The sequence below is a fragment of the Vibrio sp. qd031 genome, assembly GCF_002100145.1.
Lineage (GTDB): Bacteria > Pseudomonadota > Gammaproteobacteria > Enterobacterales > Vibrionaceae > Vibrio.
Window position 1 is genome coordinate 692,286 of sequence record NZ_JXQD01000025.1, and the last position, 17,750, is coordinate 710,035.

General features: G+C 43.8%; 18 protein-coding genes. 16 read left to right on the forward strand and 2 right to left on the reverse strand.

Annotated features, from left to right (window positions below; all coding sequences use genetic code 11):
- Window positions 1–2 precede the first annotated feature (2 nt).
- The 16 genes from nrfC (at window position 3) to ST37_RS15165 (ending at window position 14,703) form a co-directional block, all read left to right on the forward strand.
- Complete coding sequence (gene nrfC / locus ST37_RS15095; RefSeq protein WP_084887825.1) at window positions 3–686, forward strand: cytochrome c nitrite reductase Fe-S protein; 684 nt, start codon at window positions 3–5, stop codon at window positions 684–686.
- Between the two features lies 1 nt (window position 687).
- Window positions 688–1,644 carry a cytochrome c nitrite reductase subunit NrfD gene (nrfD, locus tag ST37_RS15100; RefSeq protein ID WP_084887827.1) on the forward strand — a complete coding sequence of 319 codons (957 nt, stop codon included), beginning with the start codon at window positions 688–690 and terminating at the stop codon, window positions 1,642–1,644.
- A gap of 126 nt (window positions 1,645–1,770) precedes the next feature.
- Window positions 1,771–3,657: a heme lyase NrfEFG subunit NrfE gene (gene nrfE / locus ST37_RS15105; protein ID WP_084887829.1), complete on the forward strand. Its 1,887-nt coding sequence runs from the start codon at window positions 1,771–1,773 to the stop codon at window positions 3,655–3,657.
- Window positions 3,654–4,178, forward strand: a complete 525-nt coding sequence (locus ST37_RS15110; RefSeq protein WP_084887831.1) for a DsbE family thiol:disulfide interchange protein — start codon at window positions 3,654–3,656, stop codon at window positions 4,176–4,178. Before nrfE ends, ST37_RS15110 begins: the two co-directional genes overlap by 4 nt.
- A gap of 7 nt (window positions 4,179–4,185) precedes the next feature.
- Window positions 4,186–4,647 (forward strand): heme lyase NrfEFG subunit NrfF, encoded by a 462-nt coding sequence (gene nrfF, locus ST37_RS15115; RefSeq protein ID WP_084887833.1) that lies wholly within the window; start codon window positions 4,186–4,188, stop codon window positions 4,645–4,647.
- Window positions 4,648–4,718: 71 nt separating this feature from the next.
- Window positions 4,719–4,883 carry a hypothetical protein gene (locus ST37_RS20035; protein WP_172401009.1) on the forward strand — a complete coding sequence of 55 codons (165 nt, stop codon included), beginning with the start codon at window positions 4,719–4,721 and terminating at the stop codon, window positions 4,881–4,883.
- A 170-nt stretch (window positions 4,884–5,053) separates the two neighbouring features.
- Window positions 5,054–5,656 carry a GTP cyclohydrolase II gene (gene ribA, locus ST37_RS15120; RefSeq protein WP_084887834.1) on the forward strand — a complete coding sequence of 201 codons (603 nt, stop codon included), beginning with the start codon at window positions 5,054–5,056 and terminating at the stop codon, window positions 5,654–5,656.
- A gap of 93 nt (window positions 5,657–5,749) precedes the next feature.
- Entirely contained in the window at window positions 5,750–7,306 is a 1,557-nt protein-coding gene (locus ST37_RS15125; protein WP_172401010.1) for a L,D-transpeptidase family protein, read from the forward strand.
- Between the two features lie 65 nt (window positions 7,307–7,371).
- Window positions 7,372–8,025 (forward strand): MBL fold metallo-hydrolase, encoded by a 654-nt coding sequence (locus tag ST37_RS15130; protein WP_084887838.1) that lies wholly within the window; start codon window positions 7,372–7,374, stop codon window positions 8,023–8,025.
- A gap of 133 nt (window positions 8,026–8,158) precedes the next feature.
- Complete coding sequence (locus tag ST37_RS15135) at window positions 8,159–8,530, forward strand: MarR family transcriptional regulator (protein WP_084887840.1); 372 nt, start codon at window positions 8,159–8,161, stop codon at window positions 8,528–8,530.
- Window positions 8,531–8,904: 374 nt separating this feature from the next.
- The gene (locus tag ST37_RS15140) at window positions 8,905–9,984 is read left to right on the forward strand and encodes a TRAP transporter substrate-binding protein (RefSeq protein ID WP_084887842.1); all 1,080 of its coding nucleotides are present in this window, start codon (window positions 8,905–8,907) and stop codon (window positions 9,982–9,984) included.
- A 54-nt stretch (window positions 9,985–10,038) separates the two neighbouring features.
- Window positions 10,039–10,560, forward strand: a complete 522-nt coding sequence (locus ST37_RS15145; RefSeq protein WP_084887844.1) for a TRAP transporter small permease subunit — start codon at window positions 10,039–10,041, stop codon at window positions 10,558–10,560.
- A 17-nt stretch (window positions 10,561–10,577) separates the two neighbouring features.
- Entirely contained in the window at window positions 10,578–11,861 is a 1,284-nt protein-coding gene (locus ST37_RS15150; RefSeq protein WP_084887847.1) for a TRAP transporter large permease subunit, read from the forward strand.
- Window positions 11,862–11,964: 103 nt separating this feature from the next.
- Window positions 11,965–13,314, forward strand: coding sequence for a cache domain-containing protein (locus ST37_RS15155; protein WP_084887849.1), 1,350 nt, complete (start codon window positions 11,965–11,967; stop codon window positions 13,312–13,314).
- Between the two features lie 9 nt (window positions 13,315–13,323).
- Window positions 13,324–13,959, forward strand: coding sequence for a response regulator transcription factor (locus ST37_RS15160; protein ID WP_084887851.1), 636 nt, complete (start codon window positions 13,324–13,326; stop codon window positions 13,957–13,959).
- A gap of 99 nt (window positions 13,960–14,058) precedes the next feature.
- The gene (locus ST37_RS15165) at window positions 14,059–14,703 is read left to right on the forward strand and encodes a hypothetical protein (protein ID WP_084887853.1); all 645 of its coding nucleotides are present in this window, start codon (window positions 14,059–14,061) and stop codon (window positions 14,701–14,703) included.
- An 87-nt stretch (window positions 14,704–14,790) separates the two neighbouring features.
- Here ST37_RS15165 and ST37_RS15170 read toward each other — a convergent pair whose 3' ends face one another.
- Together ST37_RS15170 and asnS are read right to left on the reverse strand one after the other, a co-directional pair.
- Window positions 14,791–15,981 (reverse strand): amino acid aminotransferase, encoded by a 1,191-nt coding sequence (locus tag ST37_RS15170; RefSeq protein WP_084887854.1) that lies wholly within the window; start codon window positions 15,979–15,981, stop codon window positions 14,791–14,793.
- A gap of 192 nt (window positions 15,982–16,173) precedes the next feature.
- The gene (gene asnS / locus ST37_RS15175; protein ID WP_084887856.1) at window positions 16,174–17,574 is read right to left on the reverse strand and encodes an asparagine--tRNA ligase; all 1,401 of its coding nucleotides are present in this window, start codon (window positions 17,572–17,574) and stop codon (window positions 16,174–16,176) included.
- Window positions 17,575–17,750 lie beyond the last annotated feature (176 nt).

Consider the following 17,750-nt stretch of genomic DNA (forward strand, 5'->3'; position numbering starts at 1 on the left):
GTATGAGCTGCTCAAGACGAAACTTCATTGCTGGCGCCGGTGCTGTCATTGTGACTACTGGTGTGGCGGGAACGGCGACGGTAAGTACTAAGTCGCTAGCCTATGAAATGGAAGATGGCAAAAAGCGTTACGGAATGGTTTTTGACGAAACTGCCTGTATCGGCTGTACCGCTTGTACCGACGCCTGTCGAGAAGTGAATAACGTCCCAGAAGGTGTATCTCGACTCGAAATCACTCGCTCCGATCCAAAGGGTGAGTACCCTAATACCGACTACCAATTCAACCGAACTTCATGTCAGCATTGCGACAATGCGCCTTGTGTGTATGTTTGTCCAACAGGCGCCGCTTATACCGATGCCGCCACGGGCATCGTAGACGTTGATAATGATAAATGTGTCGGTTGTGGCTATTGCCTAGCAGCCTGTCCATATCAAGTTCGATTTTTTAACCCTGAAACAAAATCTGCGGATAAGTGTAATTTTTGTCGCGATACCAATCTAGCACAGGGAAAACTACCTGCTTGTGTCGAAAAGTGCCCGACTAAAGCACTCACTTTTGGTGATCTTAACGATCCAGACAGTGACATCAATAAGGTCCTTAACAATAAGACGGTGTACCGTGACAAAGTCGATTTAGGTACTAAGCCGAAGCTGTATAAAGTCCCGCATGACAAGGGGGAAATTTAAGATGACAAGTTTTGAAGCCGCTTTTAACTTCGACTCCTTAGTGTGGGATTGGATAATCGCTATTTACTTATTTTTAGCGGGTATGTCGGCAGGCGCCGTCATGATATCCATATATCTTAAACGTAAAGTGATCGAAGGCGACCCTGCTGACAATGGCATATTGAAAGCAACCGCTTGGCTTGCGCCATTTGGTATTATTTCGGGTCTATTGATATTGGTCTTTCATTTAACGAAACCCTTATCATTTTGGAAAATAATGATCTATTACAACCCAACGTCAGTGATGTCGATGGGGGTGATCTTGTTCCAAGTTTATATGGTAATTCTGTTTATTTGGATAGCCATTATTTTTAAAGATACCATCATGAAGTATATGCCTAAGCCGTTACATTTTGCGGCTGGAATAATCGATTGGTTTAAAAAGTTTGAAAATGGTATCGAACTGTTTTTGGGGCTCTTAGCAATAATGCTCGCCGCGTATACAGGGTTCTTGCTATCCGCATTAAAAACCTATCCAATGCTTAATAATCCAGTATTGCCGATACTGTTCTTGTTCTCATCGCTCTCTTCAGGCGCTGCGGCATGCATGTTATTTGGCACTCAATGGTTTAAAGAGCCTGCGACAGGAAAAAGCGTTGCCTGGGTGCACAGTTTTGAGCGTCCAGTCGTCCTGTTTGAACTTTTCGTCATCGTTACCTTTTTTACCGGCCTTATTTTCAGTGGCGGCTCTGCAGAGTTGGCAGCTTGGAATGCAATTGGAGGTGGTTTTTGGGCGAAATGGTTTTGGTGGGGTGTGGTCGCATTTGGCATGATAGGGCCATTGGCTCTTAACTACTTTGTTGGTGCTCATACTCGTCACAAACCGGTGTTTATTGTTCTCGTCACCAGCATGAGTTTAATCGGTGTACTGATGTTACGTACCTTTGTGCTCTATGCAGGACAAATGACGATTGTTTAATCGCGCAATATAATGAACGTGAGCACAGAGTTCACGTTCATTACTTTCATATATACAATCAATTAGCCGCCATTGTGGTTAACTGTTACCCTAACTTTCTCCTAATTTCTCACTGTAGAATTTAACATGCTGTCTCACCTTGGCTTACTGTTACTGTGTTTTGGTTTCTCGCTATCATTACTTGCCAGCGTGCAGTTGATAGCGGTGTATATTACTTCGCCCAACACCCATTGGTCAGCTCGCACTATCCAGTATTTAGTGTGGTCGTCCTTTTTGGCTGTGACTGCGTCGATGGCAATGTTGGCATGGAGTTTCTACAGTAATGATTTCACTAATTCCTATGTCGCCGCTCACTCTAACTCTCAATTACCTTGGTTTTTTCGCTTAGCAGCGGTTTGGGGCGGGCATGAAGGCTCAATGCTATTTTGGGTATGGGTAGTCCACTTTTGGGCGACGATTATTAGCACCCATTCGACGGACAACACAGATTACTTAAAGCAAACGCTGTTGCTGATGATGAGCATTGGTGGAGTGCTAAGTGTATTCGTATTGGCGTTTTCTAACCCGTTTGAATTGCAGTCAATGTGGGTGTCTGAGGGAAGAGATCTGAATCCCATGTTGCAAGATGTGGCGCTCATTATCCACCCGCCATTGTTGTATGTAGGGTATGTCGGCTTTAGCGCTCCGTTTGCAGCGGCGTGTATTGCTGTGTGGAATGGTCAAATCTCAACATCATGGTTTTCTCTTATCCGCATTTGGTCTTTGGTGTCATGGGCTTTTTTAACGGGCGGTATCGCTTTGGGGGCTTGGTGGGCTTATTACGAACTTGGATGGGGAGGGTGGTGGTTTTGGGACCCGGTCGAAAACGCGTCTTTATTACCCTGGCTTACAGCCACAGCGCTGATTCATTCGCTGTCTGTCGTTAAACGCCACGTAGCCTTTCCGGTTGTTGCGCTAGCATTGTGTTTCGTCACTTTTAGCTTAAGCCTTCTTGGTACCTTTATTGTACGGTCCGGCGTGTTAACGTCAGTTCATGCCTTTGCTGTTGATCCAAGTAAAGGGGTCGTGTTGATTGGTCTAAGCGTATTAGTGCTATTAATGGGAGCTATACCCCTGGTCCTTAATGCCGAACGGCTTACAACCTCACATAGTGTGCGTTGGACACCGTTACGATTATTTCTGCTGACCAGTGTTGGACTTTTGGTATTAGCCACCATGGTCGTGTTGCTTGGCACATTTTACCCGATGATATTTCAGATCCTCGGCTTAGGTTCGATTTCAGTAGGAGCACCGTATTTTAATACAATGTTCTCAATAATCTGCGCTGTGGGTCTTATCGCGTTATGTGTACATTTAGTCTCCGGCATGGCTTATAAGCGCAAGGGTTTAATTTGCGCGTTGTTGTATATTTGTGGTTTAGTGCTTAGTTATTCCGCATTTGGTTTCACGAGTTATGCATCAATACTGTTATTGCCGTTGACCTTCTGCGCAGCTTCATTAATGACCTTAAAATTAACAATAAGAACGCACTGGGTATCGTATATTGCGCATATGGCAATATTGATGTTAGTCGCGGGCTCAATTGTTTACGAGGGTCATTCCTATCAGGTAAGCCGTAAAGTCAGCGTAGGCGAGAGCACAGATCTCATTGATTATACGCTTTCATTTGATGAGAAACGCTGGTTGGTCGGACCTAATTACACGGCTTTGGAAGGGCGATTTTCAATCGTGGACAATGTTAACAGCAACAGTGTATATGAATTAACACCACAAAAAAGGCATTACCAAGTCAGAGTCATGAATATGAGTGAACCAGCTATTGCCTCGCTATGGCACGGCGATCTTTACTTAAGCCTCGGAAACAAACTAGCTGACGGCAGTTACATCATAAAGTTTCAATATAAAGCGGGTATGAGCTTCGTGTGGATTGCCGCAATTATGCTGGTCATTGCCGCCATTTTACGCCTATACCGCGCGATTACCGTGCCTAGTCAAATTAGGGAGCAGACGTGAAAAAACTGACCATTCTATTACTGGCTCTTCTTGGTGTGGTTGTGCTTATGTCAGCCTATATTGCACTGGAAAGTGAGTCCAGCCATCATATCGTCGAACAAGACCCTATGCGTGGACAGTCGATTGCTGAGGTTACCGGGATAGACTTTGACGGAAATACCGTGCGCATACAAGATGAACTAGGGGAATATACGTTGGTCAATATTTGGGCTTCTTGGTGTTCTATTTGTATGCTAGAGCACGCGTATTTACTCGAACTGAGCAATACCCAGGACATAAATATCATAGGTATCAATTACCGGGATACTGCCACTTCTGCTAGGCAAGTGCTGCGCGATAGGGGCAATCCTTTTTCACAAGTGGTGTTTGATCCATTAGGGGACGTTGCCATGGAATTCGGTGTTGTTGGTACTCCAGAAACCTTTTTGATTGATGGCTCAGGTATTATTTTAACTCGTTTTCGTGGCGCTTTAGATGACGCGAAATGGAACCGATACTTCAAACCGTTACTAATGGAGTAGTGAAACATTGAGACTCATACAACGATGGCAGTTGGTCGTTTTCGCCTTCCTCTTACTTATTGGCAGTGTTTACAGTCATGGAAGTGAGCTGTTTGTCTCAGACAATAAAGATCGAATTGCACAAGTAGAATTGTTTGAGTTCGATAATTTAGAGCAACAAAAAAGAGCCGTTAGCTTGGCAAAATCATTGCGTTGTCCGCAATGCCAAAATCAAAACCTTGTTGAGTCTAATTCGCCGATGGCAATGGATTTGAGGTTGCTGGTGTATCAAAAAGTTAAACAGGGGCAATCTGAACAAGACATTATAGAGTATATGACAAATCGATACGGTGAGTTCGTCCGCTATAACCCCGGCCTCAATAATCAAACGTTGGTCTTATGGTTTGCTCCACTGGTATTGCTAGGTTTACTTGCGTTCATCATTTATGGGTTGTTTAAAAAAAGCTCAAATAGTACAAAAAACGACTAGATTAACAGGATTGAGTTCGGTATAGTTTTCTTTAGATCAAGAAGGAATCTTTCAAAAGTTAGGGTATAGCTATGGATGCGCTTATCATACAATGGAAAAAAGAGTTTGAAGCTCATATTGGCAACCTAGTACTGTGCTCTGAATTTGCCAACGAATTGTTTACCCAAGAAGAAAAGCGCGAGCTTGAAAAGCTGTGGCTAGAACTGAACAGTCAAAAAATTAAAGCGACACACTGATCGTCTATGAATTACTATGAGGGCCGCATTAGCGGCCCTTTTGCTTTTGTGGCTATTTATTCTTCACTTATTTCTAAAGAGATTGATTTATCAATACGATAACCCCATAGTTAGCGATAATAAGTGAAGTCATCTATTGGCGTAGGTGCTAATAGCTGTTAGGAGATTCTATGGCTGAAGTTCGAGCTCGTGTTTCATTGAAGGTGGGTCAACGTAGTGACATAGATGCTGAGTTACTGTCTTTCAACGGATTAAGCAGTGATAAAGAGCATGTAGCGCTCATTTTTAAACAAGCCGATAAGCAAAGCGAATTCCCGTTAGTTCGTATGCACTCAGAATGTTTGACTGGTGATGTTTTTCATTCGTCTCGTTGCGACTGTGGTGAGCAACTGGATGAAACGATCGACAAGATGTCACATCAAGGCGGCATTCTTCTGTATTTACGTCAGGAAGGTCGTGGTATTGGCTTGTACAACAAAATTGATGCTTACGAACTGCAAAGCCAAGGGCTCAATACTTACGAAGCTAATAATAAGTTGGGGTTTGGCGATGATTTACGCGAATTCCATGAAGCGGCTGAAATGTTGCACGCTCTCGATGTGTGTACTATTCGATTGATTACTAACAACCCGAAAAAAATTAATGACCTGCGGTCTCACAACATTAATATTGATCAGGTTGTTTCGACACTAGCACACATTAAAGAGGGCAATGAAGCCTATCTACAAGCGAAAGTCAGTCATGGTAAACACCGTCTTAAAATTGATAAATGATTCATAGAGTTAATTAAAGTCTCGCGTTATGCGAGATTTTTTTTATAAATGTTTGCCATACTTAAGGGAAGAAATCAGTTCAAGGATGCTGTCATGAAACTGAATATGGTATTGCTCACTGTTGTAGTGATGTGTTTTAGCGCTGCGGCGTCATCAAGTATGCTACAAAGACTGGGCTGGGTCTCTTCCTCAGAACAACTTAATGCACTGAACTACCCAGCGACCATTGAATCTCTCTATGAAGAAATACATCACCAGTTTGTGTGGTTGGATCCAACATTAGCGGATGAGCTCGAAGCTCGATTAGAGGTTATTCATCTTGCTGGCATTTCAAGAGAGTTTTCATCACTCTACTTATCAATGCAAGAATCAAAGCTAAATCATCAATACTATCGATACGAATTGCTCGCGACAGACGCTTTTCTTCGATACCTGTCTTACACCCATCACGCACGAAATAATGCAGAGCAGTGGTTTCACGGTGGTCAGGTTAGTCGAAAATTACCGTCGATCTCTGATCGGGAATTGGATCAGGTCATAGACGCTATCAGAAACGATCAATTGCTTGCATTTATTGGAAGGACTCACCCAGTAAGCACCATTTATAAGACCAATGTGCCCGTCATTGAACAACTAAAAGTGATTTCGAACAGCCAAGGGCTACAGAAGCGTTTTACTCAGCATCTACGCCGAGGCACACAAATCAACGATCCACAGCTTTTGGCTCAAAAACTGTCCGCAAGCGGTATTGTTGTGCCAGCTAAACTGACAACACACTACGACTATGATTGGCAATGGCAGCAACAGGTTAAGCAGTTTCAAAGTCTTCACGGACTAAAGGCCGACGGCATTGTTGGGGAGCAGACCCTTTACTGGATAAATTATCCAGCGGCGCAAAAAATAAGGGTTCTTGCACTTAACATTGAGCGTTCACGTGGATTCTCAACCCAGAAAAGGGCCTATATCCAAGTTAATTTGCCGCAGTACAAAATGAAATTTTGGGCTAACAATCAACTCGAATTTGAAACACGTGTTATCGTGGGTAAAGAGGATAGGCCAACACCACTAATGTGGACCAGTCTCAGTACCATCGTGGTAAACCCTACCTGGAATATACCCATCAAGATAATGCGAAAAGACTTGCTACCCAAGGTTGCCAGAAATAACCAGTATTTGGTGGAACAAAATATCTCCATAATACCGTATTGGGGAAGTGATCGAGTGATCGAGAGTAACGCTATTAACTGGTCTTCAGTGGATGCCGAAACATTTAATTACCGAATGACTCAAAGCTCAGGCTCGCATAATGCTCTGGGTCAATACAAATTCCTACTCCCTAATGACCGTGCTATTTACCTACACGATACGCCAGCAAAAGGACTATTTAGTCGCTCAGAAAGAGCATTTAGCTCTGGATGTGTTCGGGTTCAAGGCGCTGATAAGTTTGCTCAAACATTGCTTGAGGTGTCAGGTCAGTCCAAGTCACCTTTATTCAGTGACGACAGTAACAAAAAGGTCAGAATGAAACGAGGAATTCCAGTCGAGTTTATCTATCGGTCTGCTTGGGTAGAAAATGGGCAGCTTCACATGCGTAAAGATATCTATGGGTATGATGATGTCTCGCGACTATTTGACCTTGCTATGAATTAGACGCTTGATTTTACTTAGCTGAATTGCGATAGTTCGGCAAAATAATTAATCCTTTTTGGTGAGTCATGGCCCTTCAATATCACGTATTACCTGTTACATCATTTTCTCAAAATTGCTCAATTGTCTGGTGCGATAAAACACAGCAGGCCATTGTTGTCGATCCAGGTGGCGATGTAGCGGCTATCAGGCGTCAAATAGAGCAGTTGTCGGTCGAGGTAGTTTCTGTGGTGTTGACCCATGGTCATCTTGACCATGTGGGCGGCGCAACCGATCTTGCGAAAAAGTTAAACATCGACATTATTGGCCCACACAAAGACGATAATTTCTGGCTGCAGGGATTGCCTGGGCAAAGTCAAATGTTCAACTTTCCACTGACAGAGGCGTTTGAACCTCAGCAATGGCTCAATGAGGGTGACACAGTGACATTTGGCGATGAGACTTTGCAAGTGATCCATACACCTGGCCATACTCCTGGACATGTAGTGCTTTTTTCTGAGAGTGCAAAATTGGCGTTTGTTGGGGATGTGCTGTTTAACGGCAGCATTGGCCGCACCGATTTTCCTAAAGGTGACTTTAATACCTTAATCGATTCAATAAAGTCAAAGCTTTGGCCACTTGGGAACGAAGTGAAATTTGTTCCTGGTCACGGCCCAGAGTCTACGTTTGGTCATGAACGACGTTCTAACCCGTTTGTCGCTGACGAGATGCCGCTGTATTAATTGAGTGTTTTATCGTCGATTGGACGCGATATGTCGACAAGTTCGAGTAAATACCCATCAAGTGCTTAATTTGACGCGCCTTTTGTTATAGACTGTGCGCCACTTTTTGTAAGACACCTCAATGGAGACTAAAATGAGACTTGCTCACAAGCGTAAGGTTCAGAATAAACTTAAAAAATGGGTAAAAACGGGTGCAACGACTGCGCCAAAAGTTGTTGTTAAGACGACTCCTAAGAATGAAAAAGTTGAACCCGAGCAACAGCCAGTGTCTACTCCAGTGGCACCGGCTAGTGAAATCAAGCTTACTGCAAAGCAGCAACAGGTCTTTGATATTGTCCGCGCAAACCCAGAAGGTATTAACCCGAAAGGGATTGGCCTAGAAGCTGGTCAAGAAGACGCTAAAGCCGCTTCTTGGGCGACAGGTGCACTCAAAAAACTTGTCGAGCAAGAGTTGGTTGTTCGCAATCAGCAAGCAGGAAACAAAGTGATTTACACGACTAAATAGTCACGGAACACTGTGTGTAAAGAGCCGAGCATTGCTCGGTTTTTTTTTGTTTAATGATATCAATCTCGACACCAAAACCCTTAATGTTACTCTTTTGTAATGATTTATCACGCCTGGCTTCACATTTATGTAATCTTTTACTAATGTGACTACCTAAGTAGTTATTGAAGAATATTGTTAGCATAACTGCCAATTATATTATTGATAAATATATGTATTTACGTTGAGCTTTAAATTTCCATTACGTAGTACTACGTACTACATAGGTCTTATCATGTTACATCTCGCCGATTACGATCGGTAACACTCGGTATTTTCCTTTTGACCAGTAAGCGCCAATGTTAAGGCGTTTACACAACAACAAGGAAGAGATCATGAGTGGTCTGATTAAAACACTGATAAAAACATCAACCCTCTCTTTGGCGTTAGGAGCAATCGCCTTTAGCGCCACTGCAGCAGACAAGGTATATCGTCTTAAGCTTGCCGAGACTTGGGGACCTAACTTCCCAATATTTGGTGATGCGACTAAGAATATGGCTGAAATGGCCGAAAAAATGTCAAATGGACGCCTACAAATTCGTATCGATTCAGCCAACAAGCATAAAGCGCCACTCGGTGTGTTTGATATGGTTAAATCGGGTCAATACGACATGGGACACTCAGCGTCGTATTACTGGAAAGGGAAAGTACCGAATACACTTTACTTTACCGCCATGCCTTTTGGTATGACACCAGCGGAGCAATACGCTTGGTTCTACCACGGTGGTGGTATGGAGTTGATGGAGAAAGTGTATACACCTCATAATGTTATGTCTTTCCCAGGCGGTAACAGTGATATCCAAATGGGGGGCTGGTTCCAAAAAGAAATCAACAGTGTTGATGACTTGCAGGGACTCAAGATGCGGATTCCAGGATTTGCTGGTGAAATCCTAGCAGACCTCGGCGCTAAACCTACAAACATTGCTTCTGGTGAATTGTACACCTCACTCGAACGTCGCACTATCGACGCTTTAGAGTGGGTAGGTCCATCACTTGACTTGCGCATGGGCTTCCACAAAATTGCCCCTTACTACTACACAGGTTGGCATGAGCCAGGATCTGAGCTTCAGTTCCTAGTAAACAAGCGTAAATTTGATAGCTTGCCAGAAGATCTACAAGAAATTCTACGTATAGCAATGAGAACTGCTGCGTACGACATGTACATCCACGCGACTCACGAAAGTGGCAAAAACTGGGCGAGCATGAAGAGTGAATACCCAGACGTACAAGTTAAAGATTTCCCACCAGAAGTTATGGCAGCATTTAAAGCTTCTAACGATAAACTACTTGCTGAGCATGCTGCAAAAGATGCTTTAGCCAAAGAGATTCAAATGTCTCAAGCGGCTTACCTAGAGCAAGTACGTTCGTGGACAGATATTTCTCATCGCGCTTATCTAAACAGCCAAGCGAAATAATCTACCTCTGTTAATTATTGGGGGCTATGCCCCCAACTTAAAGTGGAATGTATTGTGAGAAGTCTACAAACCCTTGAAAGAGCGATCAATAAACTCAGCGACCTACTTGGCGTGATATCCGCGACACTGTTTTTGTTACTCGTAGCAAACGTAGTCTATGACGTAGTCATGCGTTACGCCTTTAACGATGTTTCAATAGCGTTTCAAGAAATGGAATGGCACTTATTTTCAGCTGTATTTTTACTTGGTGTACCTTACGCACTAAAAGCGGGTGGCCATGTCAGAGTTGACATCCTGTACGAAAAATTAAGCCGAAAAGTACAAGCATGGATAGACCTGCTGGGTGTGCTGTTTTTCCTTCTACCTTTTTGTTTACTCGTCACCTGGTATGGCGTCAGCTTTGCGCAAGAGTCCTATTTGTTAGGTGAAACATCTGGCGATCCAGGTGGCCTATCTCATCGTTGGCTCATAAAGGCGATGATACCTTTATCTTTCTTTTTTATGGCTGTGAGTGGGTTAGGCATGTTGCTTCACTCACTGAATAAAATACTTTCTCCATCTACCTCTATCAAATAACGCAAACGGAGTTCGTTGTGATTGGAATTGTGATGTTTTTTGTCGCGCTGTTTGCTCTCTTATTGGGCTTCCCCGTGGCGTTTACGTTTGGCGGTATCGCACTTATATTTGGTGTGTGGGCTGAAGGCTTTGATATGTTCGCCTTTATGCCTTATCGAATTGAGTCGATCATGCAAAACACGGTATTAATGGCTGTTCCGTTATTTGTGTTCATGGGGTTGGTTCTTCAGAAGACTCGGTTAGCTGAGCAACTGCTTGAATCGATGGGGCGTTTGTTTGGTGGTGTACGTGGCGGCCTAGCAATATCAACAGTATTGGTTGGCGCATTGCTGGCGGCGTCTACGGGCGTGGTTGGCGCCTCTGTGGTGGCAATGGGTCTGATATCGTTGCCGGTTATGCTGAAATACAATTACGATAAAGGTCTTGCCTGCGGAACCATTTGTGCGTCTGGTACATTAGGTCAAATTATTCCGCCATCGATTGTACTCATTTTATTGGGTGATGTATTAGGTGTCCCCGTTGGTGACCTATTTCAAGCGGCAATTTGGCCAGGATTGGTTCTTGTTGGTGCCTATATTGTGTATATCTTAATCTACGCAAAACTGAATCCTGAAGCGGCACAGCCAATTTTGTCAGAAGAAAACGTTGACAGAAAAACCGAAGTGTATAACGCGGTAAAAGCCATAGTTCCACCACTCGCACTCATTATTATCGTATTAGGATCTATTTTTGCTGGTGTGGCAACACCAACAGAATCGTCGGCGTTAGGTGGAGCAGGTGCAATCGTCTTAGCACTGCTATACCGACAGTTTAGCTGGAAAATGTTATATGAGGCGTCTAAAGAGACAGTGAAAGTCACTGCGATGGTGTTTGCTATCCTGTTGGGCGCAACGGCTTTCTCTATGGCCTTCACTTACACTGGTGGCGATTATCTTGTTGAAGAGTGGATGTTAGCAATACCAGGTGAGAAATGGGGTTTCTTGATCGTGACCATGCTGGTGATTTTAGTACTTGGTTTCTTTATCGATTTTGTGGAAATTTGCTTTATCATCGTACCGATCGTGGCGCCCGTAGCCGAGCTTATGGGGATAAACATGGCTTGGTTCGCGATTCTAGTCGCGATGAATCTGCAAACGTCGTTCTTAACTCCGCCATTTGGATTTAGTTTGTTTTACCTAAAAGGTGTAGCACCAGACGGTGTGACAACAAGGGACATTTACCGTGGTGTGATGCCATTTATCGCTATACAAATTATTGTTTTATTAACACTATTGGTGTTCCCAGGGTTTTACGGTATGTGATTTAGTTCTTACAAATCACACACACATTCGCAACCCATGATGGACTCTCTTAGTCTATGAATAGAGCCTGCTGTTTTAGGCCATTATATGACTTGGAGAGTCCATGCCGTTAAAAACCAAATTGTTTCTATTGACCATTGTTCCACTGTGCATTGTATTTGTAAGCGTGGTTTGGATCAGTGTGTTTCAAATGAAACAATTGGGTGAAAATGAGATTTCGCTGTTTGAAACTAAAATGTTGGAGTCACGAGAACAGGCTCTACTGGACAGCGCCGATATTGCCCTTGCTGCTATTTCTCACATCATCTCTGACGAAGCCATTCCAGACCATATTGCACAACAAGAGGTTAAAAAAATACTGCGTAACCTTCGTTATAGTGATGACGGTTACTTTTTCGTGTACGACCAACACGGCTTTAACCTCGTTCATCCAATATCCCTCGAGTTAGAGGGGAGAAACCTACTGCACCTCAAAGACCAATTTGGCGACTCCATCATTGGCTCGCTGCTACACGCGGCTCAAAATGGTGGGGGATATCATAATTATGACTGGCAACGGCCATCTACGGGAAAAGTGGCCGCTAAAATGAGCTACGCGGTTTGGTTAGACCGCTGGGATTGGATGATAGGTACTGGGATTTATATCGAAGACATCGTTACCGACGTTGCCAATATGCAACGCTCGGTTCAAAGTAACGTCAATAACACCTTTTTCTCGCTCACCTCCATCTTTGTCATTTCTGTGGTGCTGATTGTTCTAGTGACATTGGTTATTAACGTCAGAGAGCATCGCCTAGCGGATTCGAACTTAAAAGAGCTTGCTCACAAGACGGTAATGTTACAAGAGGATGAGAAAAAACACCTGTCTAGAGAATTACACGACGGCGTGAACCAAATGCTGGTATCGTCTATATGCCATTTAGATCTCGCGATGTCCCGAGTAAAAGACAGCGGTGACTTCGAGCAGGTTAAACACCTTGAAGGCAGCCGCAATGGTATTTTGTCGGCCATTAAAGAAGTAAGAGATATCTCTCATGCGATGCGTCCATCTGCTCTTGATGATATTGGCTTTTTGGCGGCAATCAATTCTTTATTAGACGATTTTAATTCGCATTCAAATATTGATGTGAGCCGTGTTTTGAGTGACGACATTACTCAACCGGCGCCAGAAAAAGCAACTATGCTATACCGAGTGATCCAAGAAGCGCTAACTAACATCGACAAACATGCGAAAGCCTCTCGAGTGGAGTTTCTTTTCCAACAGCTTGGAGAGAGTTACCAAGTGATTGTCCGTGACAATGGTATCGGTTTTGATCGTAATAGCTTAAAAGGGAATGATGGTATAGGACTGCGTAATATGCGTGAGCGCGTTGAGTTTGTGGGTGGCAGTTTTGACATAGACAGTGCAAAAGACGCTGGTACAGAAATCTCAATTTTGCTTGATGTAGGATAGGGAAGAGCAATGCAAAAAATTCGTATCGTTATTGTGGATGATCATCAAGTTGTTCAAGATGGCTTTAAACTTAGATTGGACATGGAAGCGTCATTCGAGGTCGTCGGTGTTGCGTCAAATGGCGTACAGGCCATTGAGGTGATCGAAGATGTGACACCGGATGTGGTGCTTATGGACATCAACATGCCGCTAATGAATGGTGTAGAGGCAACGACAGAGCTTAAATCGCGCCATCCAAACCTAAAAATTCTTATGTTAACCATGCATGAGGACAAAGAGTACATCATGCAAGCCATGCAAGCTGGTGCGATGGGGTACTTGTTAAAAGAAATATCCTCTGACAAATTAGTGCAAGCCATTAAAACGGTTTATAGCGGTGGCACTTATTTCTGCAAGAAGGTGACGGAAACCCTTTTTTCAGAGCCGCCTAGAAAATCCGAATCGACAGAGCCAAACCCGTTAAGTCGACGTGAAGAATCGGTATTAAAACTGATTGCACAAGGGGAAAGTAACAAACGAATTGCGACTAATTTAGATATTAGTGTCCGTACCGTTGAGACGCACCGACAAAACATAAAGCACAAACTTAAAATACAAACCGCAGCTGGCTTGGCAAAGTATGCGCTTGAGAGAGGAATGTTATAACCAACTAAACTCGTTTTTCTGAAGCTGTGTCGAGATATGTGTAGGATGTTCTGATACAATTCGTGCAAACAGCTAGGATGTAAAACAAAGTGAAGTAGGATGGATATAAAAGCAACACGTTTATTTTTAGTATGTCTTTTACCGTTACCCGTTGTAGCAGCGGATGTGATTTCGAGCGGTTATCGAGAATATCAAACCCCTGTCAATTATAACTTCTTTCAAGTCTCACTCGGTGGCGGAGAGATCATTCCAGATGATTTTCCTAACTCAAAAGTCTCAGTGAGTAGCCTCAATGGCCAACTGATGCTTAACGAGTCTTGGTTACTTGGCGTTAATTATAAAGGACGTTTTACTAACAATGACGAGTCAGATGCACGGGCAGATTACTTGACCGGCATGATTGGCTACCGCATGTTGGTTGAAGAGAATACTGATATCGTTGTACAAGGTCGGTTAGGCTATGCTTGGTTAGAATCTAATTACGACAATGTTGACGAAGTTATAAGCGAAGCCAATTTCACCTCAGCGATCAACATTGGTGCTTATCACGGGTTTACGGAATCGTTCGAAGGTCGTTTCGTGGTTGAGTATATGGATTCAAAAATTTCAAACGAAACATCCTTTGAGCTAGCCGGTGACTATTACTTTAATTCTCACTTTAGTTTTGGTGGTTACGGAAAATACATTATCGCTTCCCGCAGTGATATTAACCACTTTGGTATTACGGCGAAGTTTCGTTTCTAAGTACGCCAATCGCATATTACGTGATTTATAACAGCAATAAAAAAGGATCCCTTGGGATCCTTTTTGTGTTTTTAGCCTAATACAGGACTAGAGTACAGCAGCGATGCCTTTGCACAATGGACCCATGTTTGACTTGGTCATACCGGCTACACTAATACGTCCAGAGCCAACAATGTAAATCCCAAATTCTGTTTTGAGGCGTTCAACTTGTTCTTTACTCAGGCCTGAAAAAGAGAACATACCATTTTGTCGTTCGATGAAGCTAAAGTCAGCCTCTACACCTTCTTGTTTCAGTGTTTCAACAAATAGGGTACGCATCTCTTGAATTCGGTCGCGCATTTCAGCGACTTCTTGTTCCCATTGCGCGCGTAGAGCGTCATCGTTTAAGATATGTGTCACAACGGCAGCACCGTGTGCTGGTGGGTTAGAGTAAATAGAGCGAATGATAGCTTTGACTTGTGAAAACGCGGTGGTCGCAACAGCATTGTCTTTCGCTACCAAAGTAAAGGCACCAACACGCTCATTGTACAAACCAAAGTTTTTAGAGAAAGAACTAGCAACCAATAATTCGTCACATTTTTGTGCGAAAATGCGAAGACCTTTAGCATCGTCTTCTACACCCTTTGCAAACCCTTGGTAGGCAAAGTCGAAGAGGGGAATAAGCTGTTTTTCAGCAACTAAGTTTGCAAGTGTTTGCCATTCTGCTTCTGTTGGATCAATACCCGTTGGGTTGTGGCAGCAGCCGTGCAACAAAACAATATCGCCTTTCTCAGCAGATTGAAGATCGCTGACCATAGCATCGAAATTTTTGTCTTTCGTTTCAGCGTTGTAATAGCCGTATTGTTTGGTCTCTAGACCAGCAGCAGTGAACACACCGTTGTGGTTGGCCCAAGTTGGGTTGCTGATCCAGATACGTGGAGCACCCAATTGACGCTTGATGAACTCACCCGCTACACGCAACGCTCCAGTACCGCCAGGGGCTTGAGCTGTTTTAGCACGTGTTTCAGTTACAATGTTTGATTCTGCGCCAAACAGCAATTTTTGAACCGCCAGTCCGTAAGCTGCAGTGCCCTCGATCGTAAGATAAGATTTGGTTTTTTCGCTGTCTAATAAGACAGCTTCCGCTTTTTTAACCGTAGTTAAGACTGGAGTTTCACCTTGCTCATTTTTATAGATACCAACCCCAAGGTTGATTTTTTCAGCACGAGCGTCTTTTTTAAACTCTTCAGTCAGTCCCAGAATTGGATCGGCGGGGGCCGCCGCGACGGTTTCAAACATTGCAATAATTCCCTGTTGTGTGAAATGAACTACTTTCTTTATACCTTTTTGCACAGCATGAAACAATAGCAAACCATTGCCTATTTCTATAAAAGTTATACAAAAAAGCCAACTCGGTATGAGTTGGCTTTTAAAACCTTATTTTGACATGTTTCCTAACTGAAAATGCCAATCATTTGGTTATTTAACTGATTAGAAGTTCGCGCTACGTGGTGCACGTGGGAATGGGATCACATCACGGATATTAGACATACCAGTAACGTAAGAAACCAAACGCTCGAATCCTAGACCGAACCCTCCGTGCGGCACTGTACCGTAGCGACGCAAGTCGCGGTACCAGCTCATGTGTTCAGGGTCGATGCTCATTGAACGCATACGCGCATCCAGTACGTCTAAACGCTCTTCACGTTGTGAACCGCCAATGATCTCACCAATGCCAGGTGCAAGTACATCCATCGCGGCAACGGTTTTACCGTCATCGTTCATACGCATGTAGAATGCTTTGATGTCTTTCGGGTAGTTTTTCACGATGACAGGAGCTTTAAAGTGCTCTTCAGCAAGGTAGCGTTCGTGCTCTGAAGACATGTCTATGCCCCACTCAACAGGGAATTCAAAAGTCTTACCCGAATCGAGAAGGATTTGAATCGCGTCGGTATAATCAACTTGCGCGAAATCCGAAGAGACAAATTGCTCTAAACGAGTGATGGCTTGCTTTTCGATGCGTTGAGCAAAAAACTCAAGATCGTCACGGCATTCATCGAGTGCGGCTTTAAATACGTACTTCAGCATGTCTTCGGCCAGTTTGGCAACGTCATCTAAGTCGGCGAAAGCGAGCTCAGGTTCAACCATCCAGAATTCAGCAAGGTGACGACTGGTGTTTGAGTTCTCTGCGCGGAACGTAGGTCCAAAGGTGTACACTTTGGTTAGTGCACAAGCATAGGCTTCAGCATTTAGCTGACCCGATACCGTTAGGAAGGTTTCTTTTCCGAAAAAGTCTTGGTTGTAATCAACGTCTCCTTTATCGGTCAGCGGTAGGTTAGCCATATCCAGTGTGGATACGCGGAACATCTCTCCTGCACCTTCAGCATCTGATGCCGTGATAAGTGGGGCAGAGACCCAGAAGTAGCCTTGTTCATGGTAAAAGCGATGGATCGCCTGTGACAAACAGTTACGGACGCGAGCAACCGCACCAATGACGTTAGTACGAGGGCGCAAGTGAGCCACTTCACGTAAGTACTCGATAGAGTGACGTGTTTTTGCCATAGGGTAGGTATCGGCGTCTTCAACCCATCCAACCACTTTTACAGCGGTTGCGGCAAGCTCAAAATCCTGACCTTTTGCTGGAGACTCGACAATGGTACCCGTCACTTCAACAGAGCAGCCGGTAGTCAGTTTAAGAACTTCCTGCTCGTAATTGCTTAAATTGTTTGGGACCACGGCCTGAATCGGGTCGAAACATGAGCCGTCGTAAATGGCAAGAAATGAGATTCCAGCTTTGGAATCACGACGCGAGCGGATCCAGCCTTTAACAGTAACTTCACTGTCGATAGCTAGCTTACCACCAAGCACGTCTTTAACAGGCGCGTAAGTCATGTAATGTAATACTCCATTGTGTATAAAAAGAGCCCAAACAGGCAGTGCAGTGCGCACTTTTATTGATCTCTACAGTTTACCTAGCAATTATTTGGCTTCAACCACTAATTGCCGGCAATCCAGTAAAAAATAGCGGTTTTTTAGGACTTGTGCCTTATCTGTTGGTTATGGCATCA